This window comes from Mucilaginibacter sp. (genome assembly GCF_964263795.1).
In the GTDB taxonomy this organism is placed as follows: Bacteria; Bacteroidota; Bacteroidia; order Sphingobacteriales; family Sphingobacteriaceae; genus Mucilaginibacter.
This window is the reverse complement of sequence record NZ_CAXVWK010000052.1, coordinates 19550-40219: the sequence shown is the minus strand read 5'-3', so window position 1 is coordinate 40219 and position 20670 is coordinate 19550. Positions and strand designations below refer to the sequence as shown.

Genomic DNA, 20670 nt, shown 5'->3' with positions numbered 1-20670 from the left:
GGCGTTACGATAGATCGTTCCACCTCTAAGGCCGGACGCATCCTGATCCGCGGCTTAAGTACCATTAACGGTCCTTCACAACCGCTGATTGTGCTCGATAACTTTCCTTATGAAGGAGATCCTAACAACATCAACCCCAATGATGTGGAAAGCATTACCGTTCTGAAAGATGCCGCAGCCGCGTCAATCTGGGGATCAAGAGCAGGCAACGGTGTTATTGTTATCACAACCAAGAAAGGTCGTTTTAACCAGCCCTTGTCCATAGAACTAAATAGCAATGTCACTATCGGCGAAAAGCCGGACCTATACTATATCAAACAGATGTCTTCGTCCGATTTCATCGATGTAGAGCGTTCCCTGTTTGCAAACGGTTTTTACGATGACTACCTCAACTATTCTCCCTATGTGGCGCAGACACCGGTTGTCGAACTCTTGAATGCCGCACGCAATGGTCGGATCACTCAGGCAGATGCCGATTCCAGGATCAACAGCTTCCGCGCGCTCGATGTGCGCAATGATTTTGACAAATACCTGTACCGTCCATCGGTCAACCAGCAGTATGCCCTGAATATCCGCGGGGGATCGGCGAGCAACGCCTGGTCACTGTCCGGGGGCTTCGACAAGGATATCAGTAATCTGGCCGCCGGTTATAACCGCCTGAACCTGCGCTACCAGAATTCGGTTAGAATCAACGACCGTATCAATTTAAGCGGCGGGCTTTATTATACCCAAAGCAAAACCGCGACCGGCCGGCCCGGCTATGGCAGCATCGTGCAATACAGCGGCGGGCTTTATCCATACGCGCAGTTTGCCGATAGGCAGGGCAACGCCCTGCCTATCGCAAAAGATTACAGCACCTCCTGGGCGGCAAGCCCGGCCAACTCCAAGATCCTTGACCCGCTTTATTACCCCTTGCAGGATTACCGGCATATCCATAATTCGCTGGGTACGCAAAACCTGATCGCCAATGCCGGGTTAAATGTCAGGCTGATCAAAGGACTGACCGCCGACCTGAAATACCAATACGAACGGCAGCAAAGCAACGGGCGCAATCTAATGGACATCGGGAGTTACTCCACGCGCGAACTGATTAATATCTTTACCCAGGTTGATCCGGCCGCCGGCGCCTTGAGCTATGCCATACCGAAAGGCGACATTCTTGATTTTTCGGATCAGCTGCTGCAATCGCATAATGCCCGCGGCCAGCTCAACTACGCGAATTCCTGGGGGAAAAGCGAACTGAATATCATTGCCGGTGCAGAGGTGAGGAACATCCGGAATGAAGGCCACAGTAACCGCTTTTTCGGCTACAATCCGGACAATCTCACCTTTGGCTCGGTCGATTACCTTACCACTTACACACTGTATACCAGCGGCTATCCTTTTAACATCCAAAACCAGCAAGATATTTCGTCAACGGACAACCGCTACGAGTCGGTCTATGCCAATGCGGCCTATACCTATGACGGGAAATACACGGTATCCGCCAGCGGCCGCAGGGACGCATCGAACCTTTTCGGAGTACGCACCAATGACCGCTGGACCCCGCTCTGGTCGGCAGGCCTGAGTTGGAATATTCTCAAAGAAACGTTCATCAAAGCGGACTGGCTCTCGGCCTTAAAGCTAAGGGCCACCTACGGTTTCAGCGGTAATGTTGATCAGGGCAGGACAGCGGTTACCACCATTCTTTACCAGGAAAATTCCCCTTATACCCAAAGCCCTTACGCGAATTTCGCCAATTATGCCAACCCGGACCTGAAATGGGAAACGGCGGGCATCACCAACATTGGATTAGATTTCGCTTTGAACAATAACCGCATCAGCGGCAGTATCGAATACTTCCGTAAAAACGGCAGGGACCTTTATGGCCGGACGCAGATCGATTACACTTCCGGTGTCGGCGCAACCATCGTTAAAAACGAGGCCTCGATGACCGGTAACGGGATGGATATCGCCCTGCACAGCGTCAATACCACCGGGGCGGTCAAATGGACGACCGACCTGAATTATTCTTATTATAAAGATAAGGTAACCAAATATTACCTGCCATCCCCGCAAAGTGTCAGCCTGGTTGGCGGCGGTATTTCCAGCGTGGTCGGCAAGCCGGTTTATTCCCTGTTTGGCTTTCGTTCCGCGGGGCTGGACCCAGAAAACGGCGATCCACGCGGATATCTAAATGGGGTACCAAGCAAGGATTACAGCGCCATCCTGGTCAGTGACTATACCTCCCTGATCTTTGAAGGCTCTGCGCTGCCAACCAGTTACGGATCATTAGGCAATACGGTCAGCTGGAAACAATGGTCGCTCAGCGCAAGGATCGCTTATAAATTCGGGTACTATTTCAGGCGGCCATCCATCAGTTACCGGAGCCTTTATGAAGCGGGCAGCGGACATTCCGATTATGCCTTGCGCTGGCAGAAGCCCGGTGATGAAAGCACGACCATTGTACCCTCGGCGGTTTACCCATTGGACAGCAACCGGGATGTTTTTTATAATTCCTCGGCAGACCTGATCGACAAGGCAGACCATATCCGGCTGCAATATGTGACCGCGACCTGGACGCTGTTCAGGGAAAACTGGCATGCCATGCCGTTCAAAAGCATGCAGGTGTATCTTAACGCGAATAACCTCGGCATTCTATGGCGGGCGAATAAACATGGCATCGACCCGGAGTATGCTTCCGTTAACGCGATCCCGCAGCCAAAGACCTATGCACTGGGCCTGAGAATTAATTTTTAAATACCATTATCATGTTAAAAACTTATCAACTACTTTTTATTTGCGCCCTGGGCGCGATCGCAAGCGGATGTAATAAATACCTCGATGAAAAACCGGATGCCAAGCTGCAGGTCCCCTCGTCGGTTGCAGATGCACAGGCGCTATTGGATAACTATTCCGTCATCAATAATAATGACCCTTCAGGTGGTGAGGTCAGTTCTGACGATTACTATCTGACCGATGCCACCTTTATGGCGCTTTCGCAGGAAAACTACCGAAGATTGTATACCTGGCAAAAGGACTTTGTATATGCCAATGATAACAACAACGACTGGTTTTATCCTTATCGCAACGTATTTTCCTGCAATACGGTGCTGGAGACCATGGCTAAAGCCGCTGATCAAACCAATACTGATTTAAAAAATGTTCAGGGGCAGGCTTTATTTATCCGTGCTAAAGCTTTTTTTCAGTTAGCCGTGCTGTTTGCCCCGGCTTACGATGAAAGCACTGCGACCCGGGACGCCGGTATTGTTCTGCGGCTGAATTCCGATTTCAATGCGCCGTCTGTCAGATCCAGTAATAAGGAAACGTTTGACAAGATTATTTCCGACCTGAAACAGGCAGCTGCCTTGTTACCGGTAAAACCCCTTGCAGTTTACCGGGCGTCCAGGCCTGCGGCCTACGGAATGCTGGCCAGTACCTACCTGTATCTGCATCAGTTTGCGAAGGCCAGGGCCTATGCGGATTCCTGCCTTCAGCTGACACCTGAACTACTGGACTTCAATACCCTGAACACGACGGCGACCTACCCGGTCATAAAAACCAATGTTGAAGTGGTTTTCGAAAGCCTCATGCCCGCGCTCCAACCCATCAGCAATACACGGGCGCGGATCGACACGAATTTATACCGCAGTTACGCGAACGACGATCTGCGTAAAACCCTTTTCTTTAAATTAAACGCAGACAAAAGCTTTGCCTTTCGCGGCAGTTACGAAGGTGGCAGCAGTCTGTTTGGCGGCATTGCCACAGACGAAATTTACCTGATAAGAGCGGAAGCCAGCGCTCGGACCGGCCAGGTCAACGAGGCGCTGGATGACTTGAATCTTTTGCTTGTCAAGAGATGGGTTACCGGCAAATATGTGCCAATTACCGCACCGGATAAGGATACAGCTTTAAAAATCATTTTAGCGGAGCGCAGGAAAGAATTGCTGATGCGCGGGTTGCGCTGGCTTGACCTGAAACGGCTGAACCAGGAAGGTGCAAATATCATGCTGACCAAGTCTATCGGCGGAAAACTTTACACGCTACAGCCCAATGATCTTCGTTACGCTATTGCTCTGCCCGAAGACCTTATTAATTTATCTGGCTTACAACAAAACCCGCGATAAAATAGCTTATAAAGCAGCAAAAAAGGGGACCATTCGGTCCCCTTTTTGCTCAACAGAAAATTCTGCTAGTTCTTTCTGGCAGGGGCGTCCGCAACTATTTGTGCGTCAGTCCGGGCATCCAGCCAGCTTTGCAGGTCCCCAGTTATGGAAACGTAACAAGGCAATGCGGAACCGCCGCAGCCGGCCGGCGGAGTAGTAACCACTTGGTATGCAGAAGCATCGTGCATGGTTGATGAATTGCCGTTAAATTTATACAAAGTGTTCGCGTTATTAGTGGTAAAAGCACTTGCGCCTATTGCTAATACGATAGCGGTTGCGCCTAAAAGATATTTTTTCATTTTGAAGGACGCTTTATTACATCAAAAAACATCCGGAAAAACTTTGGTTTTTAAATTATTGCTGCCTACTCTATTATCGGGTTTTCGGCTCCTCCCGTGGTTTCGTATGCGGCACCGCCGCTTGTGAAAGCGTTTCTAAGCTATTTCTCTTTGCCAACAAGCCTCCTTTCTCTGTTTATGATGAATATCGCGCAGGTACTTAACAGCAAGAAAAAGAGATTGAATAGGAGATGTAATTTCCATCCCATGGCTTTGATGACCCCGCCACAGGAACATGGTACTCGGCCGAAGTAATTTAAAAGCACCAATATAATATAGCCAGTAAACACCGTCATAAGTAAAATGGAGATGTAAAAACCGTACGGCTTGGTTTTTTCAAATAGTAATAGTAGTCCTGTTAAAATCTCGATTCCTGGAAGCGTCCAGATTAAAAGGGTAGCTAAGCCATGTGACAAAGTTTGATTATACATCTGGCCTTTAAATTGATTAAAATTTAAAATCTTGCTCATCGCTGTATAAATGAATAACAGGATAAGTAAAAATGAAATAATATCAATGACGGTTTTCCTTTTCATGTGTCAGGTAAATGCTTAGTAAAATTACGGAGATGAGAAGTTTGCCCATGTGATTTAAATCGCTATTTACAAGTTGATTTCTTGCTGTTTTGAATGAGATTTTCATTTTCAAATGTGATTACGATCACAATAGAAAGTCGTTTTATTGCAATTCAGTTACGCGCAATGTATCGGGTTAGGGTTTCCCTCGTGAGATGGAGATATGAGGCTATGATTCTTGCCGGCACTTTTTTAAAAAGGTTTGGTCTTTTCGTGCGAAGCGTAATGAATCTTTCTTCCGGAGGCAAGGCTATTAGTTTTTGTATTTCATATTCTTCCTTTTGAAAACGCAACAGGAGATTTTTAATCAGACTCGATATTGGAGGATATTTCGCATTCAGTTCATGCAATGACGTATAACTTAAGGTAATTAAGGTAGATGCTTCAATTATTTCTGTATAGAAATACGATGGCACGGCATAGTATCCCTGGTAAGAGAAAAGTATATCATTTGCCTCCCAAAATCGTACTGTATGCTCATTGCCATGGTGATCATAATAGTAATTCCGAATTAGCCCTTTTTCTAAGAAATAAATGCGGTTTTCCAGTTGTCCGGCTGCATGCAGGATCTGGTGCGTTTTGTAATATTCCTCTTTCAGCCTGCTTTCCAGGTCGGTCATTAACTCCGGCGAAAGCTCAGCATGAGCATAAATAAATTTTATTAGTTTTTCTGTATTCATATTACAGACGATTTACGGTTCAACTTCTCATAAAATCATATCATTAGCGCGTTAAATGGGCTTTTGAAAGAAAGGTTGCAAAAATATATCGTCGAAACGTTAAAAAGTGGGACATGGAAATATATTTCCTATTGGTTAACTGAAGCATAAAAAAAATGCGCATGTCCCAGCTTTTACGTTTTATGAGACTTATTTTTAGCTCTGCATCAATAGTTTAAACATATGAAGAGAGATAATTTTGAAAAGGCAAGCTTTAAGGATTTTGAAAATATACCGGTTCAAAACATTTACACAACCGCTAAGGAGTTTGAAACTTACCTTAATTTTTTAAAAGACAACGGGCATCTCAATTATAGGATAGAATCGTTATCACCGGTTGGCCCAGAAATGAACCTGTTATTGCCAGGCGATACACACCCAACCTGGTGTGTATGTTTGGTTTCTAATGATTACCTCGGGTTTAGCCAGCATCCCTTAGTGAAAGCAGCAGTCATAAAAGGTGTAGAACAGTTTGGGACCGGCTCGGGCGCATCACCCGCAATCGGAGGGCATTTTGTCTATCATCAACGGCTTGAAAAGAAAATTGCAGCATTCTATAAGCGAACAGATGCCATTTTATATACAACCGGTTATACTGCCAATAGTGCTACGCTTCAATGCCTCCTGCACAAAGATGACCGTAATAAAGACCCATCAGTGAATGACCTGGCTATTCTGGATATGAATGTTCACGCCAGTGTTTATGAAGGGGTATTAACCACAACGGTAAAAACCTTCCTCCATAACGATTTAATTATGTTGGAACATGTGCTCAAACATGCCCAGAACAATTACAGGACTATAATGGTGATTATTGATGGCGTCTATAGCCAGGACGGCGACGTCGCACCTATTGCTAAAATAGCAGAGATAACCCATCGTTATGGGGCTTACTTGGTCGTTGATGATGCGCACGGCATCGGCGTAGTTGGAGAAACCGGCAGAGGCGTTATTGAATTACACAATGCGTTTGATCAGGTCGACATCATTACCGGCACTTTTAGTAAGGCACTGGGAAATATTGGCGGCTACGTTATCGCAAGCCCTGAAATCATAACCTATTTGAAATACCAATCTAAACAGCACCTGTTTTCTACAACTGCGACACCTGCAGTAATGGGCATTCTTAAAGCCATTGATCTCATTGACGAAGAGCCGCAATGGAAAATGCGCCTTTGGGATAATATAGAATATCTTAAAAATGGGCTGATCAATTTGGGATTTGATGTCGGAACCACCGCGTCGGCTGTAATACCTGTCAAGGTGGGTGATATTATGAAGACACTGGAAGCGGGTCGCTTATTATTAAAGTTAGGTGTTTACACGAATCCGATTATGTACCCAGCCGTTTCCAAAAAAAATGCAAGGATTAGAATGAACGTAATGGCCACCCATACGAGAGAGCATTTGGACAAAGTGCTGCATGCTTTTGACGAGGTGGACAAACAATTGTCTATCTCTAATAGATTTTCTGAGGTTCCTAAGTAATTTGTTCGTTCTGCATGTGAGATGTTACCAAATCATCAGCCCAATAAAAATTACCTTAGAACATACAACAGAAAACAATCCTACATTATTAGTCATTAAACCTTATTTATTTCAAACTAAGCAAATGGACCCGCCCCACAAGTATTTATACTAATGAAAAATCTATCCGAAGTCAACTATGAATTTATTATCAAATCAGCTTCAGCTTTTTGTGAGCGATTCGTTAAATCCGCAAAAATTCGCTGAACACCAATTTTCAAATTTAGAGTTTGAAAAATGGCAAGACTTTTTAAAAAAAGAAATTACCGCAATACGGTACTCCTCAAGTTCCTTTCCTGATCCGAAAAGCAAGGCGAACAAATTGCTGATCGTTACCTATATAAATCAAATTGTTGATTTAAGTAATACGATTAACAGTTACCTTACCAAGCTTTATCCGCTTTGGAAAAGCCATCCCCAGGCAATTCAGATCAGATCAAATTACGTTTTTACCTTAAACGCTTTCGAAGAAGTGATTGCCCTACTTGCCACATCTTTCGATAAGATTAGGGTCTTGGTAAAGATTTCAAATTATAGCCTTGCGCAGGTAAAAATGGGGCTAAAACAAAAAATAAAGTCAGTAACCGAATATCTTTACCTTACCAATATTGATGAGGAGTTTAAGGAAGTCGTATTAGCCGGGCTTAATCAGCTCATGCTTCAAAGGAACATACGACCTATTGACCAGGATTACCTCATTAATTTATCTAATCTTATTTTAAATGAAAAGGAATTAAACACCCGGCATCTGATGGATATATTAATAATCAACGATTTCAACCTTCCTGAATTTTTTCATTATTGTGTTAATTACTGGCGCAATCATTTGTTTGAAATACCCGGCCTTCATGAGCAGCAGGAAATGCTGATCACGGAAAAAGACCTGTTATATAATTTACATATAAAAAAGGGCTTAAAAATGCCGGGACCTTCATCGGGGCTCTATAAAGACTTGAATCATTTTCTTACGGAAAAGAATGTTTATGTAAAGAGCCTGCTGCGTGTCAGAAGAGAAGCTATCATGGATAAGGAAAAAGCGAAAGCCGGTATTCGGTTTTTAATGAACTTGCCGGTTCCTCAATTTGGGCTTTTTATCAGGATGCAAATCGAAAAAGGGCTATTACCAAAGGAAAATGTCGGCGATCTATTCAGCTTTTTTGCGCAGCATTTCTTTACACCCCATACACTATTTATGTCCGCGGACAGTCTTCAAAAAAAGTCAACAGATGTGGAATTTTCGACTGCCCAAAAAATGAAAGGGCAACTTATCGGTATGTTAAATTGGCTAAACTCTAATTTTAACTTATCGAACTATAACTGATCTGATCACGATAGCTGGTTTTCCTGGAACTGTCTAAGCAAACCTTGTTCCTTGAGCAAATCAAGCATGTCAGCGTACCACATAAAAGTGAATTCCTTGTGTTTTTTAAGTTTTACGAGATTCACTTTCATCATATCCCCAAGATTGTGTAATCCCAGCCGCTCTGCTTGCTGAACAAATTGATTCCCTACCCCAAGAGTTGAAAAGGAACAATTAAGCTTACTTGCTTTTACCATGGTTGGAAATTAATTTACAGTTTGAATATATCAAAATTGAGGATTAAGATACAAACCTAAAAACAAAAAACATGGATATGAAATATACTTCATACTAAACTACGTATTAGTATCGCACATTCGCTGCGTGAAGAACGTCCGTAACCAACACCTTATTAACGCACTTGGCCAAAGGGTCAGAAACCTAAGACTGCAAAAAAAGCTATCTATGGAAAGACTTGCCGAATTATCGGACATTGATTACCGCCAGGTATCTTATGTTGAGTTGGGCCAGACTGATGCCTCCATCAGTACTTTATCAGCATTATGTAAAGGTCTCGAAATATCTTTGGCCGAATTGATGGATGCCGATGAACTGAAGTAATGCCCTATTTATCAGCTAATTAAAATATCTTACCGATTTGTAAATTACTGCCTGACACAGGGGGTGAAAACTTTGTTTCACCCCCTTTCACTGGTTGTGCATACTCATATCCGCTTGCTTTGCTACCATGTTTACCACATCGGTAATCGATCAATCAGCCCGGCTGATTATCAAAACTAGCGTTATTTGACATTGGGGGATAAAGCATTATCCGGCGGGAAGCCGGAAATTTCGCGAAGGTGAGCGTAAAGCCGCAATATCTGAAAGCGCGAAGGCAGGTGAATAGCCCGGATCGTAGGATCTGACGTGAGTAATCCCGAATAATATATACCGGCAGAACCGAAATTATGGGTTCGATACCCGCTGCCGGTACACTTAGCTTACGATAGCTACTGCGCTGTAATTCTTTAATGCGCTGCTTTTTATTTTTTGCCGTTAACCGGCTACTGTTTAACTCAAATCCTTTATTTATGAATAAATTATTAAACGCCAGGGAGCTGAAAGAACAGGCCTCTCTGGTAGACCTTTTAAGCCGGTTGGGGTATCAGCCCGTCCCTAAACGCGGTCGCGAGAAAATGTATTTCAGTATGCTTCGGGATAATGATACTAACCCTTCCTTTAGTGTGAATGATGATCTCGGTGTGTGGTTCGACCATGGCGCTGGTAAAGGGGGGAATATTATTGATTTCGGACTAGCGTATTGGAAGCATTTAGGCTTTAACGAAGTTGTAAAGAAGATCCAGGACGTTTGCGCCATCGAAATGGCGGAACCCAGGGTCCAGCGGCCACGAAAACCAGTAAAGGTCCAGCATGTTGTTGAAAAGGTAAGGCCATTAGGTGCCCACCCGGCCATTACTGATTACCTGAAAAGCCGGGGCGTATTTGATGTCGCCAAATTTTATCTCAGTGAAGTCTACTACTTTGTAGAGGATGAAAACGATGTCCGCAAACACTATTTCGCTGCCGGTTGGCTTAACGAGCATAATTCCTGGGAGGTCCGTAACCGTTATTTTAAAGGCTGTATGGGGCACAAAGGAATTACCATGATTCCCGGGCATCCAAAAAAAGCAGCTTTATTTGAAGGCTTCCTTGACTTTTTGAGCTGGCGATATGATAACCCAGAAGCCGACCACACCATCATCGTTTTGAATACCTTAACCTTACTGCACCAAGCCATCAATAAGGCAAAGGCCTATTCCTCACTGGACATTTACTTTGACCGTGATAAGGCGGGAAAAGCAGCCAGCAGGGATTTTATAAAAGCTTTACCCTACGCGACTGACCGGTCAGCAGTTTACGAAAGCTTTAATGATTATAATGATAAGCTGAAAGCGCAGTTAAAAACTGTCGCACCGGAGCAGGAAACTAAAACGAATTTCTTTGCTAATGTCCGGGTTCCCTTTGTAAGGTAGGCCTGTGGCAATGGTATACTCCTTCTCAGGCCGTTAGCCTTGGGAATCGTTATCCGGTCGATATTTTGTTTTTTGACGAGGAAGAACCCGACAATTGGTTTTATGCAAGAGCTGTGAGCGTGAAGAAACAAGACCCTTTTCACCCGACACAAAAGCCGGTTGATCTTGGCTGATATCTCATCCGCACATTTACCATACCAGGAGCCGTGGTGCTGGACAATGCTTGCGGTTGGGTTATTTTTTTGATAGCCGCTATTCGGGAGGCCAGAAAATTTATCGGTATAGAGAAAGATGACGGTGCCTTTCATCAAAAGGTGAAACCCTTAGATTTCGTAAAATTGCCAGGAAGCGGATAGTGGCGGAGCTGCCACTAAACTTCTTTTTTAACGGGTAAAACCCCGAATTGATAATCAGGATTTCCGTTGCTTTTGCAACGGCAAGATGTCTTTTTGTTTCACAAAAAGTCTCTTGCCCTTCCAGGGAGGAGATAAAAAAACTTCGCAACTCGTTTTTTCTATGGCTGACTTAAAGAAGCTTAATGGGCGACCGAAATTAAAGGGGGGGAATCGAACTAAGTTCATTAACGTAAGGTTTACAGAAGAAGAGTACAAGGAAATAGCTGATCTTGAAAAAGCACTGGCCCTTTCTAAAGCAGACCTGATCAGGATGCGTATTTTATCCGATGCGAAGAAAATCGTAATCAATTCCAGGGAGCTTATCAAATATATTGATAGCGCCGGTGCCGAAATGGCCCGGATTGGTAATAATATTAACCAGTTGGCCAAACATGCGAACACACTTAGATTGCAAGGTGCATTAGATCCGGAGATCATTACCCAATTCAATCAACTGTTTGACGAGTACATCCACATTCAGCAGAAATTTGAGGTTTCACTTCGGCAAATAATCAGGGCAATGGGCCTTTGACCCTTGCCATCCCAACGGTAAAAGAATTGTTGACTTGATTGATAGGGAGATCGCAGTATTAGCAGATCATGAGATCGGTGGATTAGCAGATTAGGAGATTGTAAGATTACCTGCTCGTGAGATCGCTTGATCGCAAGATTTGGTGATTAGGAGATCGGTAGATTTTTAGATTCCTGGATTATTGGATTAGTCGATCTAAGTAGATGCGGATCGGTAGCTATCGGGATCACCCGCTACCAGGATTCCCTGATTAATAACTCTAACGATCTGCTGATTGGCAGGTAAGAGGATCGGTAGGTAGATTTTTATTGTACCATAATCCATGATAGCGCACATTCTTGAAAAACCTTCCAGGACATTTGCCGGTGTTAAGTACAACACAAATAAAGTTGATCGGAATACAGGCGAGCTGATGCTGATCGCCAACTTTGGCGCAACCCAGGCACTCCATAATCCACGCCCTCAGGACCTGGTAAACTATCTGCTGATGGTTTCAGCACAAAATAAAGGCATCAAAAATACGCAGTTCCATGCCGTCATTTCGGCTGCCGGCAGTAATTACAATAAACAGGAACTCACAAAAGTCGCGGTCATGTGGATGAAAGAAATGAAATACGGTGACCAGCCATATCTTATTGTCTTTCATAAAGACACAGATAATAACCACGTTCATCTAGTCAGTTCGCGCGTGGGTAAGGACGGAAAACAGATCGACCGGGATTACGAACAGATACGGGCTGTCCGGAATATCAACAAGGTACTGGGCTACGACTTTGCAATGCAATACCGGTTCAGTACTAAAGCTCAATTCTATCTGATCCTGGAAAATCAGGGCTTTCTTGGCCGGGACTACCTGGACGAGCAAAAACTTCAAAAGCGCATACAAACCTATAAGCCCGACAAAGCAAGAATAGCGGACCTCAAAGCATTGTTTATTAATCACAAAAGTAACACTGACTTTGTCGGGCAGATGAAATCGCTTTATGGGATTGATCTTGTATTTCACTCATCTGAAGGAAAAACGCCCTACGGCTATACGGTCATCGACCATAGTACCAAACAGGTTTTTAAAGGCAGTGAAATACTCCCTCTTAAAATGTTGTTGGACGAGAAAATTAACATCGAACAATTAAATCATCCGCCTACAATTGACCTGCATGATTATTTAAACGAGAATGTCATAACCTATTATTCTGAATATTCCCCGGAGCCGATTCACATCCAGCCTATTATGATTGCTGGCGATGTAGACGATCAGCAAGTGCTTGGCATGAAGCGCCGGAGACAAAAGAAGGCCCGGACTAATACACGTTAAGCGGTTAGACCATTAAAATTATTACTCCATTGAAAACTTATGATTTGTTTATTCGGCAACCAAAAAGGCGGCGTAGGAAAAAGTACGCTCACTGTTTTATCAGGAAACTACCTGAGCCTGGCTAAAGACTGGCCGGTTACTATTATCGATATGGACTATCAACAATCCATATCTCAGAAATTTGAAAAGGCAAAAGTATTGGAAAACGAGGAGCCGTATGATGTGTTACCGGCCAACCTGGAAAGCTTTCCCCCTTTAATTCCTGTTCTGACGAAAAATAAAAAGGACGCAATTTTAATAGATCTGCCCGGCAAGCTGGACGATGACGGCCTGATACCGGTTTTTAAATCCGCTGATCTGGTCATCTGCCCCTTTGCTTATGATGAGTTCACCTTTGAGTCAACAGTGCTTTTCTCAGTCGTCCTAAAAAAGGTTAATCCCAATGTAGAGGTGGTGTTTATTCCAAACCGCATCAAAGCAAATGTAAAGTTTGAGATTATGAGCGAGGTGAACGAACAGCTTTCCAAATTCGGCAAGATCACCACGCCTATTCCGGACCGGATCGATTTTCAAAGGATTACCACCTTCCAGACACCGCTGTCCCTCTATGGGATTATCACCCCTGTTTTTGAAGACATATTTGCTGATCGCCTATGGAAAAAATGAAATCATTAGCCGACCAGTTGCGTGAGCAAATGGTTAAGCCCGGTGCAAAACAAGAAAGCAGTAAACCGAACAGTACCGGGAAAAAAGCTGTCAAAACTGAAAAGCAGCACAAGAAAAATACGGAGGGTGCGCCAATACATCAGGTGCTGACCGAATACGATAATAGCGACCATAAAACAATGGTACATTTTCGGTTTGATCAGCAAACGGTAGATTTCCTGAACCAGTTTAAAATAGCAACTGGTGTAGACGCTACCAAATTCGTTGCCTATGCCGTCAGGCAGTTTATCGGGGCGCACCCCGAATTAAAAACGATCATTAAACAATTTATTCAAAAATCATACTTATGACACGATTGAAATTTTTACTCGGATTGTTTTGTACCTATGCTGCCTATTACACCATAGTCCTCCTTTGTGATCACAGCCGACAAAAGCAACCGGCGGCGAAACCGAACGAAGAGCTGCCTGCAAGTGATCAGCCTTCCCCTGTTGAACCGGCTATAGAAAAAAAAAGTGGGACAGGTACGGTTCTCAAACATAATACGGTAGCCAGATCGCTGTACGCCTATGATAACAGTAACCATACCCAAATGGTGCACGTTCGGTTTGATCCACAGACAGTGGATCTGCTGAATAAGTTTAAAATGGCTACGGGTACTGATATTACCAAATTTGTCGCATTCGCGGTTAAATACCTGTTTGAGTCCAATCCCGAACTCAAAAACATCATTAAACAATACTTACAAAATACAACACTATGACCTGGATTAAATTCACTCTTTGGGTGCTTGGCATCTATACCAGCTATTACGCAGCCCTGATATGCTGGGATTTTCTGCGTACAAACCGCGGTGGAACCGCCATTGATAAACATGAACTTACTTTTGTCGAGGATATCCTCCCTGTGAAATCACTTGTGGAAGAAATAACAGGTTCCGGTAAGGAATCTTCTATTGCTTTTTCTGGTGGTGTGAGCCTTAAACAGCTTTTCAATCTCGCCCGAGAGGAATCGGTCGAGTACATCAAATCCGTTAGCTTCTAATGAATGAAATTTTTCCTGTTGGCATGTTGCTGTTTTTTCAATGCAGCGGCATTCGCTCAACCCGGCATCGCCGAGATGCAGCAGGCTAAACAAGACCTATCATCATCCTTTTTTTCTGCCGTTGATTTTTGTTTAGTCCTCGCCTGTTTATTCGGCCTGTTAGGCGGGCTCAGAATTTACCATAACTGGCAGATGGGTAAGGATCGGATAGATTCGGCCGTTGCCGCCTGGTTTTTTGCAGCTTTCTTTATGATCCTGTCGGGTCCTTTTTTGCGGGCATTGTTCGGAATCTGATTGCCTGTTTTTTCCAAATGCTTCATCCCACGAAGCACTAAAAGATTCCTGTCCTTAATTCTTCAATTTTAAATCCTTCTTGGATTTAATCTGCAGCCTTTATGCTGCCATCTTCCTGGGTGAAATAATCGGGGCGTTGTTCGTGATCTGAACGCTCTTTTAGCATAACCGGCCTGCTTCCACGCTGGCTCTAAAAGATCTCCGCCTTTATTTTTTCTCCATTTAAATGTTCTCAAAAACAAAAAAGTTATGGGCCTCAGCCGTATTGCTGGCCCTGTCCATTCCCGTGTTCGCACAAAGCGGCGTTAACGGACTGAACACTGCAACAACAACCCTGAAAACTTACGTAGCCCCCGTTACCAATATTACTTTGGTGATCGGCGGTATCGTTGGTATCGTTGGTGCCATCCGTGTCTACTCCAAGTGGAACTCGGGCGATCAAGACATCAACAAAGAGTTGATGGGCTGGGGAGGCAGTTGTGTCTTTCTCGTTGTGTCTGCTTTGGTGATCAAAGCTTTCTTTGGCTTGTAATCATGGCCAGGAAGTATCCTGTTTATAAGGGGCTGCAACGGCCCCTTATATTCAAGGGCTTCAAAGGCAAGTTCATTTATTGGGGAATCGCCTCCCTGCTGACCGGGCTTGTTTTTGGGGCTTTAACCATGTCACTGGTCAATATGTGGCTCGGCGCCATGGTACTGATCGGATTTGTTGTCGGCGGACTGCTCTTTACTGCCAGCAAACAAAAAGGCGGCCTTCATTCCAAAAGCCGTACCTCAAACATTTACATCCTTAATCATTATGGCCGTAAAAACCTTATTTAACATTCCCTATGCGGGAGTGGATAAAGATGGCGAATACGATTTACTTATCGGCCTCAACGGTGAATGTTCCGTTGTCATCCAATTAGTAAACCCGGTAATACGTTACTCCGCTTATCCGGCAGGTTACGAGGAATTTCACCACCTGCTTATTAATGTCGTCAAAATTTTAGGCGATGGTTACCTGCTACAAAAGCAGGATATCATCAGCCGATTCCCTTATAAAGGCCCGCCTGCCACGGAATACCTGCAAAAACAGTATAACGCTCATTTTAACGGGCGGGAATGTATGCAGGTCGCCACTTATTTAACCATCACGCGCCAGGTAAAAAAAGGCGCGTTTTATGTTTATGATGGCCGAGTACTGCGGGACTTCAGGCAGGCCATCGGCAAAGTACTGGATGTGCTGCCATCAGCCAATGCGCTTAACGAGGGGCAATTAAACCAGTTGGTCTTACAGGTGCTGAGCATGGACTTTGGCAGCCCCAATATTGTCCTTGATAATCTTGCCCCATCTGAAACTGAGATCAGGATGGGCGACAGATCGGTCCGCTGTATCAGCCTGGTCAATATCGACAGCATTGATCTGCCGCCCGATGTATCCTCTCATATTGAATTAAACGATAAGGAAAGCATGCGCGGGTTTCCCGTCGATTTCATGTCATTCTTATTCAAGGTGCCCGGTGTGGATGTGATCGTTTTTAACCAGGTCATCGAAATACCAAACCAGGTGGTAACGCTTCGGAAACTGGAGCAGAAAAAGAAAAGGCACGCCGGGATTCCCGACCCTGCAAATCAATTATGCGTAGAGGATATCGATCTCCTGCTGAATGATGTAGCCCGCGAAAGTCAGCTGCTCGTCAATTGCCATTTTAATTTCCTGGTGGCAGCACCGGTTACCGCCGTCCAAAAGGCGGTCAATTTTATTGAAAGCTCCCTTTTTCAATTAGGGATCATCCCCAGTAAAAATGCCTATAACCAGATGGAACTATTCCGCACTGCGCTGCCGGGAAATACCGTAGAGTTAAAGGAATATGATTGGTTTCTTACGACCTGCGATGCAGCCATTTGCTTCTTCTTTAAAGAATCACTGCCGAGGGATGAACCTTCTGATTTCCTTTTAAGGTTTACTGACAGGCAGGGTATTCCCGTAGGCATGGACCCGGCCGATCTGCCCATGCGTACGGGCCGCATCAACAACCGCAACAAATTTGTACTTGGGCCGAGCGGTTCCGGTAAAAGTTTTTTTATGAATGCCCTGATAGAGCAATACATGCTCTATAACATGGATATGGTCATCGTGGATACCGGCCACTCTTATTCAGGCCTGTGTTCCTATTATAAGGGGAAATATATCACCTATTCAGATAAGAACCCAATAACCATGAACCCCTTCCGAATTACCGAAGCGGAATATAACATAGAAAAGAAGGATTTCCTTTGTACCCTGATCGGGGTAACCTGGAAGGGTGCCGAAGGAACTTTAAGCCCGGTGGAACGCGATGTGATCGCCAACGTAATATCAGCTTATTATAGTCAGTGCTTTACAGAAAATGGCGATTTAAACTTCAATACCTTTTATGAGTTTGCCTTAACAAAGGTACCGGAAATCAAGACTGAAGAAAAAATCGTGTTTGATTTTGACGAGTTTAAATATGTCCTTAAAAAGTTTTACAAAGGCGGCGAGTTTCCCCGGTTGCTGAATGAGGATACCGATAAATCACTTTTTACCGAGCGATTCATTGTATATGAAATCGATTCGATCAAGGAGAACAAGACCCTCTTTCCACTCGTCACGTTATCGATTATGGATGTCTTCATCCAGAAAATGCGGTACCGGTCGAACAGGCGCAAAGCTTTGGTGGTCGAAGAAGCATGGAAGGCCATCGCCAGCCCGCTTATGGCAGGCTACCTCCTGTACCTCTATAAAACTGTCCGGAAATTCTGGGGCGAGGCCATAGTGGTTACCCAGGAACTTGGGGACATCATTGGAAATGCGGTAGTAAAGGACAGTATCATCAATAATTCCGATACCATTTGCCTGCTGGACCAAACCAATTTCAAGGATAATTACAATGATATCGCCGCCTTGCTATCCATAAATGAAAGCGAAAGGCGGAAGATATTTACCATTAACCAGCTGGACAATACAAAAAACCGAGACCGGTTTAAAGAAGTCTATATCCGGCGCGGGGCTGTCGGGGAGGTTTATGGTGTAGAAGTGTCGTTGCATCAATACCTTACTTATACCACAGAAAAACCGGAAAAATCAGCCGTGGAAAGCTACACCAGCCGATTCGGTTCTTATCCTGATGGGCTTGATGCCTTTATCAGTGATTTTAAAGAGAGCGGGAAATCTTTACCTGCCTTCATATCACAGGTTAACCAAAAACAGCAACCATGAAAACTAACCTATTTAAGACTGCAATATCAGCCGTTATACTTGGCTTAGGTATCTGCAATGCCCATGCCCAAACCCTGACGATTGACCCTGCCGTATCTGCTGCTATCGCAGTTAATGCCGGCGTGATCAACGGGCAACTGAATACCACCAACAACAAGCTTGACCTTATCCAGAAAGGCCAGCTGGCTGTAACCGGTCAATTAGTGGTTGTCAATGACCTGCAAAATAAGATCTATCAGGGGCTGAGCCAGGTAGCCTCGGTCATTAATAACCTGACTACTATTAAAGAGATCGCTGAATGCGGCAACGACATTATTAAGGATGTGGAGTCCTCTGTCATGCTGGCGAAATCCGACCCGGTTTTATTGCTTTTTGCCGAACAGGGTGCCCGTGATTTTAAAACGCGGGCAACCATTCTTGCCGCAGATGTCAGCGCCTTTGTACTTAAAGGTGGAAATAACCTGATGGATTCCGGTGAACGTGGTAAAATGCTGAATCATATCGCTGATGAAATGCGCATCCTGCGCGGTATTGCCTATGGGATGGACAGGGCCATGTACTGGGCAAAGATCAACGGTGTTTTTCGCTCGCTTAACCCGTGGTCGGAGTGGCAGAACCAGGATGTCAGGATTGCCAATGATGTACTCACTAATGCCAAATACCTGAAGCAATGAAGCATAAAGTAATTATGGCCTGTCCGCCCTGGAAGCAATACCGGAAATACCGAAGGTCACACCTATCGCTAACAGATAATATTCCGTTCAACACGTTCAAAGCGGCCCGGATCTTTGATTTCCTCGCAGAGTGCCTGAGAGACTTGACCACGGAAGATCATTGCCTGTTCTTATGGACGAAAGGAAAGTACACCGAGGAATGCCGTTCCTATATGAAAAGCCTGGGCTACCACTATTCCGGATATCTCCTGTGGTACCGGCCCCGCTGGAAACGTGGCGTCTCCGGTAAAACGCTTGAATACCTGATGTTATATGTAAAAGACGCACAGGAATCCAATGACATCAAATTCCCCGATGCAATCACCTCGCCCTTTACAGGACAGGTCTCCCGGAAGGGACAAAAACCTACTGACGCCTATGAACTCATCGAAAACCTGTTTCCTTTCAGCAGTAAGCTGCAAATCTTCGGTTTTGTAGACCGGAGCAGTTGGACAGCCATCCATTATAACCCCAAGAAAATTCTTGACTTATGAAAATATCATTTTTTGTCATTGCTTGCCTGTTAGCCATGACCACCAAAACCATGGCTCAGCATAAAATACTGGACATTCCGGCCCTGCACCAGTTAGTTGATGAATCTGAATCCGAAAATAAACTACAGGTAAAGGCAAAGAACCAACAGGCGCTTGCAACGGCCAACGAACAGGCCAACCTGACTTTATTGACAAAAACGAAAAACATGTACCGCACCTTACAACAGCGGTATAATACACTCGGAACAGCGATAAACATTGCGGACATCGGTATTTATGCAACACCCATGGTGAGCCGAATTATTAGCAACCAGGCCCAGATTATCCGCTTAGTTCAGCAAAACCCGGCGTTAATTGCCATCGGCTATCAATCTGCCCTGCAATTTACCACGCAGGCACGGAGCCTGGTTGCCTACGTAACCGGGCTCACCCTGACGCTTGGCGATGTTAATCAAATGAAAGCTGCAGACCGGAAGATGCTCTTTGATTATGTGATATCCGAACTAAGCGATATCCAGGATCTATCAGGCAATATGTTGAATATGATGCAGTATTCCAGCCTCGCTTCCCTATTAAGGGCCGCAAACCCGTTTCAAAATTTCATTGACGCCGATAAGTCTATTGGCCTCGAAATTATTCAAAACGCAAAATACCTGAAATGAAAAACCTATGTATATCCGGCTTGCTGCTGTTATTTTTTCATTGGGTACACGCCCAGGAATACGTGATTGACTACCAGCACCTTGTTGCCGTTTCTCAAAATGCTTCGGTCCGAAGTGGCGCAGAGGTTACCCATGACCAGTATCTCGGCAAGATCAATAACAATATCAATGACCTTAATACCAATGTCGGCTCCGTTGTACTGGCCCAAACCATGATCTATCAAGGGCTTTCCAATGTTAATTCCGCTTTAAAGGATGGACTTGCCGTTAAAAACATAGCGGTGATCATTGCCGATATGACCGGTTACATCAACCAGGCATTGGCAATGGCAAGAAGCGAACCCTATCTGTTGGTTTTTGCCGGGAACATGGCCGCTGAAATGCGAACGCGGTCGCTGGCTTTGGTAACGGATGTTTCGGGTTATGTCCTCAAAGAGGGCAATAACGTACTCGCCGACTATAACTCCCGCGACCAGTTATTACGCAAGGTGATCACCCAATTGCAAATATTGGATGGCCTGGCTTATGGAACCTGGAAGGCCATGTATTGGGCAAAGGAACGGGGCGTGATCGCCTCTTTAAATCCATTTGCCAATTTCATCAGTCAGGATACCAGGATCGTTGATCAGATCATTCAAAACGCAAAATACTTAAAGCAATAACCTCATCCCGGTAATGCGGGATGACTGCTTGAG

24 protein-coding genes are annotated in these 20670 nt (G+C 44.6%); 20 read left to right on the top strand and 4 right to left on the bottom strand.

The annotated features are described in order from the left end of the window. The first annotated feature begins 9 nt into the window (after nt 1-9). Both ACE5CV_RS08980 and ACE5CV_RS08975 read left to right on the top strand, forming a co-directional pair. Entirely contained in the window at nt 10-2739 is a 2730-nt protein-coding gene (locus ACE5CV_RS08980) for a SusC/RagA family TonB-linked outer membrane protein (protein ID WP_374949832.1), read from the top strand. A gap of 11 nt (nt 2740-2750) precedes the next feature. Next, nucleotides 2751-4106 carry a RagB/SusD family nutrient uptake outer membrane protein gene (locus ACE5CV_RS08975; RefSeq protein WP_374949831.1) on the top strand — a complete coding sequence of 452 codons (1356 nt, stop codon included), beginning with the start codon at nt 2751-2753 and terminating at the stop codon, nt 4104-4106. A gap of 65 nt (nt 4107-4171) precedes the next feature. Here the strand turns inward: ACE5CV_RS08975 and ACE5CV_RS08970 are convergent, their stop codons facing one another. The 3 genes from ACE5CV_RS08970 to ACE5CV_RS08960 form a co-directional block, all read right to left on the bottom strand. Beyond that, complete coding sequence (locus ACE5CV_RS08970; RefSeq protein ID WP_374949830.1) at nt 4172-4444, bottom strand: hypothetical protein; 273 nt, start codon at nt 4442-4444, stop codon at nt 4172-4174. 140 nt (nt 4445-4584) lie between these two features. Then, nucleotides 4585-5019: a MauE/DoxX family redox-associated membrane protein gene (locus ACE5CV_RS08965; protein WP_374949829.1), complete on the bottom strand. Its 435-nt coding sequence runs from the start codon at nt 5017-5019 to the stop codon at nt 4585-4587. Between the two features lie 152 nt (nt 5020-5171). Beyond that, nucleotides 5172-5738: a Crp/Fnr family transcriptional regulator gene (locus ACE5CV_RS08960; RefSeq protein WP_374949828.1), complete on the bottom strand. Its 567-nt coding sequence runs from the start codon at nt 5736-5738 to the stop codon at nt 5172-5174. A gap of 222 nt (nt 5739-5960) precedes the next feature. On the opposite strand from ACE5CV_RS08960, the gene ACE5CV_RS08955 reads away from it, so the two are divergent. Further along, entirely contained in the window at nt 5961-7265 is a 1305-nt protein-coding gene (locus ACE5CV_RS08955; protein ID WP_374949827.1) for an aminotransferase class I/II-fold pyridoxal phosphate-dependent enzyme, read from the top strand. A gap of 553 nt (nt 7266-7818) precedes the next feature. Next, nucleotides 7819-8625 (top strand): hypothetical protein, encoded by an 807-nt coding sequence (locus ACE5CV_RS08950; RefSeq protein WP_374949826.1) that lies wholly within the window; start codon nt 7819-7821, stop codon nt 8623-8625. A 5-nt stretch (nt 8626-8630) separates the two neighbouring features. Here ACE5CV_RS08950 and ACE5CV_RS08945 read toward each other — a convergent pair whose 3' ends face one another. Next, on the bottom strand, nt 8631-8861 hold the full coding sequence (locus ACE5CV_RS08945) for a hypothetical protein (RefSeq protein ID WP_374949825.1): 231 nt from the start codon (nt 8859-8861) through the stop codon (nt 8631-8633). Between the two features lie 127 nt (nt 8862-8988). On the opposite strand from ACE5CV_RS08945, the gene ACE5CV_RS08940 reads away from it, so the two are divergent. The 16 genes from ACE5CV_RS08940 to ACE5CV_RS08865 all read left to right on the top strand — a co-directional run bounded on the left by ACE5CV_RS08940 (nt 8989) and on the right by ACE5CV_RS08865 (nt 20637). Beyond that, on the top strand, nt 8989-9225 hold the full coding sequence (locus ACE5CV_RS08940) for a helix-turn-helix domain-containing protein (RefSeq protein WP_374949824.1): 237 nt from the start codon (nt 8989-8991) through the stop codon (nt 9223-9225). 470 nt (nt 9226-9695) lie between these two features. After that, nucleotides 9696-10637 (top strand): toprim domain-containing protein, encoded by a 942-nt coding sequence (locus ACE5CV_RS08935; RefSeq protein ID WP_374949823.1) that lies wholly within the window; start codon nt 9696-9698, stop codon nt 10635-10637. A gap of 516 nt (nt 10638-11153) precedes the next feature. Next, the gene (mobC, locus tag ACE5CV_RS08930) at nt 11154-11564 is read left to right on the top strand and encodes a plasmid mobilization relaxosome protein MobC (protein ID WP_374949822.1); all 411 of its coding nucleotides are present in this window, start codon (nt 11154-11156) and stop codon (nt 11562-11564) included. 322 nt (nt 11565-11886) lie between these two features. Beyond that, entirely contained in the window at nt 11887-12879 is a 993-nt protein-coding gene (locus ACE5CV_RS08925; protein WP_374949821.1) for a relaxase/mobilization nuclease domain-containing protein, read from the top strand. 39 nt (nt 12880-12918) lie between these two features. Next, on the top strand, nt 12919-13545 hold the full coding sequence (locus ACE5CV_RS08920; RefSeq protein ID WP_374949820.1) for a ParA family protein: 627 nt from the start codon (nt 12919-12921) through the stop codon (nt 13543-13545). After that, a complete protein-coding gene (locus ACE5CV_RS08915; RefSeq protein ID WP_374949819.1) occupies nt 13533-13895 on the top strand; it encodes a hypothetical protein in 363 nt (120 codons plus the stop codon). Before ACE5CV_RS08920 ends, ACE5CV_RS08915 begins: the two co-directional genes overlap by 13 nt. Beyond that, the gene (locus ACE5CV_RS08910) at nt 13892-14308 is read left to right on the top strand and encodes a hypothetical protein (protein ID WP_374949818.1); all 417 of its coding nucleotides are present in this window, start codon (nt 13892-13894) and stop codon (nt 14306-14308) included. The genes ACE5CV_RS08915 and ACE5CV_RS08910 overlap by 4 nt, the downstream gene beginning before the upstream one ends. Further along, nucleotides 14305-14589 carry a hypothetical protein gene (locus ACE5CV_RS08905; protein ID WP_374949817.1) on the top strand — a complete coding sequence of 95 codons (285 nt, stop codon included), beginning with the start codon at nt 14305-14307 and terminating at the stop codon, nt 14587-14589. The genes ACE5CV_RS08910 and ACE5CV_RS08905 overlap by 4 nt, the downstream gene beginning before the upstream one ends. 3 nt (nt 14590-14592) lie before the next feature. Beyond that, a complete protein-coding gene (locus ACE5CV_RS08900; RefSeq protein WP_374949816.1) occupies nt 14593-14883 on the top strand; it encodes a DUF4134 family protein in 291 nt (96 codons plus the stop codon). A 226-nt stretch (nt 14884-15109) separates the two neighbouring features. Further along, nucleotides 15110-15415 (top strand): DUF4134 domain-containing protein, encoded by a 306-nt coding sequence (locus ACE5CV_RS08895; RefSeq protein WP_373011927.1) that lies wholly within the window; start codon nt 15110-15112, stop codon nt 15413-15415. A gap of 2 nt (nt 15416-15417) precedes the next feature. Beyond that, nucleotides 15418-15705, top strand: a complete 288-nt coding sequence (locus ACE5CV_RS08890) for a plasmid transfer protein (RefSeq protein WP_374949815.1) — start codon at nt 15418-15420, stop codon at nt 15703-15705. Further along, nucleotides 15683-18106: a TraG family conjugative transposon ATPase gene (locus ACE5CV_RS08885; RefSeq protein WP_374949814.1), complete on the top strand. Its 2424-nt coding sequence runs from the start codon at nt 15683-15685 to the stop codon at nt 18104-18106. Before ACE5CV_RS08890 ends, ACE5CV_RS08885 begins: the two co-directional genes overlap by 23 nt. Then, on the top strand, nt 18103-18780 hold the full coding sequence (locus ACE5CV_RS08880) for a hypothetical protein (protein ID WP_374949813.1): 678 nt from the start codon (nt 18103-18105) through the stop codon (nt 18778-18780). Before ACE5CV_RS08885 ends, ACE5CV_RS08880 begins: the two co-directional genes overlap by 4 nt. Continuing rightward, nucleotides 18777-19313: an MT-A70 family methyltransferase gene (locus tag ACE5CV_RS08875; RefSeq protein WP_374949812.1), complete on the top strand. Its 537-nt coding sequence runs from the start codon at nt 18777-18779 to the stop codon at nt 19311-19313. The genes ACE5CV_RS08880 and ACE5CV_RS08875 overlap by 4 nt, the downstream gene beginning before the upstream one ends. Beyond that, nucleotides 19310-19975, top strand: coding sequence for a hypothetical protein (locus ACE5CV_RS08870; RefSeq protein WP_374949811.1), 666 nt, complete (start codon nt 19310-19312; stop codon nt 19973-19975). The genes ACE5CV_RS08875 and ACE5CV_RS08870 overlap by 4 nt, the downstream gene beginning before the upstream one ends. Next, complete coding sequence (locus tag ACE5CV_RS08865) at nt 19972-20637, top strand: hypothetical protein (RefSeq protein ID WP_374949810.1); 666 nt, start codon at nt 19972-19974, stop codon at nt 20635-20637. Before ACE5CV_RS08870 ends, ACE5CV_RS08865 begins: the two co-directional genes overlap by 4 nt. Nucleotides 20638-20670 lie beyond the last annotated feature (33 nt).

Bases quoted from the DNA above. Each gene is read 5' to 3' on its own strand.
- ACE5CV_RS08965 (WP_374949829.1), bottom strand. From the start codon at position 5,019: ATGAAAAGGAAAACCGTCATTGATATTATTTCATTTTTACTTATCCTG.
- ACE5CV_RS08915 (WP_374949819.1), top strand. From the start codon at position 13,533: ATGGAAAAAATGAAATCATTAGCCGACCAGTTGCGTGAGCAAATGGTT.
- ACE5CV_RS08955 (WP_374949827.1), top strand. From the start codon at position 5,961: ATGAAGAGAGATAATTTTGAAAAGGCAAGCTTTAAGGATTTTGAAAAT.
- mobC (WP_374949822.1), top strand. From the start codon at position 11,154: ATGGCTGACTTAAAGAAGCTTAATGGGCGACCGAAATTAAAGGGGGGG.
- ACE5CV_RS08920 (WP_374949820.1), top strand. From the start codon at position 12,919: ATGATTTGTTTATTCGGCAACCAAAAAGGCGGCGTAGGAAAAAGTACG.
- ACE5CV_RS08900 (WP_374949816.1), top strand. From the start codon at position 14,593: ATGAAATTTTTCCTGTTGGCATGTTGCTGTTTTTTCAATGCAGCGGCA.
- ACE5CV_RS08945 (WP_374949825.1), bottom strand. From the start codon at position 8,861: ATGGTAAAAGCAAGTAAGCTTAATTGTTCCTTTTCAACTCTTGGGGTA.
- ACE5CV_RS08970 (WP_374949830.1), bottom strand. From the start codon at position 4,444: ATGAAAAAATATCTTTTAGGCGCAACCGCTATCGTATTAGCAATAGGC.
- ACE5CV_RS08880 (WP_374949813.1), top strand. From the start codon at position 18,103: ATGAAAACTAACCTATTTAAGACTGCAATATCAGCCGTTATACTTGGC.
- ACE5CV_RS08935 (WP_374949823.1), top strand. From the start codon at position 9,696: ATGAATAAATTATTAAACGCCAGGGAGCTGAAAGAACAGGCCTCTCTG.
- ACE5CV_RS08870 (WP_374949811.1), top strand. From the start codon at position 19,310: ATGAAAATATCATTTTTTGTCATTGCTTGCCTGTTAGCCATGACCACC.
- ACE5CV_RS08885 (WP_374949814.1), top strand. From the start codon at position 15,683: ATGGCCGTAAAAACCTTATTTAACATTCCCTATGCGGGAGTGGATAAA.
- ACE5CV_RS08875 (WP_374949812.1), top strand. From the start codon at position 18,777: ATGAAGCATAAAGTAATTATGGCCTGTCCGCCCTGGAAGCAATACCGG.
- ACE5CV_RS08960 (WP_374949828.1), bottom strand. From the start codon at position 5,738: ATGAATACAGAAAAACTAATAAAATTTATTTATGCTCATGCTGAGCTT.
- ACE5CV_RS08905 (WP_374949817.1), top strand. From the start codon at position 14,305: ATGACCTGGATTAAATTCACTCTTTGGGTGCTTGGCATCTATACCAGC.
- ACE5CV_RS08925 (WP_374949821.1), top strand. From the start codon at position 11,887: ATGATAGCGCACATTCTTGAAAAACCTTCCAGGACATTTGCCGGTGTT.
- ACE5CV_RS08890 (WP_374949815.1), top strand. From the start codon at position 15,418: ATGGCCAGGAAGTATCCTGTTTATAAGGGGCTGCAACGGCCCCTTATA.
- ACE5CV_RS08975 (WP_374949831.1), top strand. From the start codon at position 2,751: ATGTTAAAAACTTATCAACTACTTTTTATTTGCGCCCTGGGCGCGATC.
- ACE5CV_RS08865 (WP_374949810.1), top strand. From the start codon at position 19,972: ATGAAAAACCTATGTATATCCGGCTTGCTGCTGTTATTTTTTCATTGG.
- ACE5CV_RS08910 (WP_374949818.1), top strand. From the start codon at position 13,892: ATGACACGATTGAAATTTTTACTCGGATTGTTTTGTACCTATGCTGCC.
- ACE5CV_RS08895 (WP_373011927.1), top strand. From the start codon at position 15,110: ATGTTCTCAAAAACAAAAAAGTTATGGGCCTCAGCCGTATTGCTGGCC.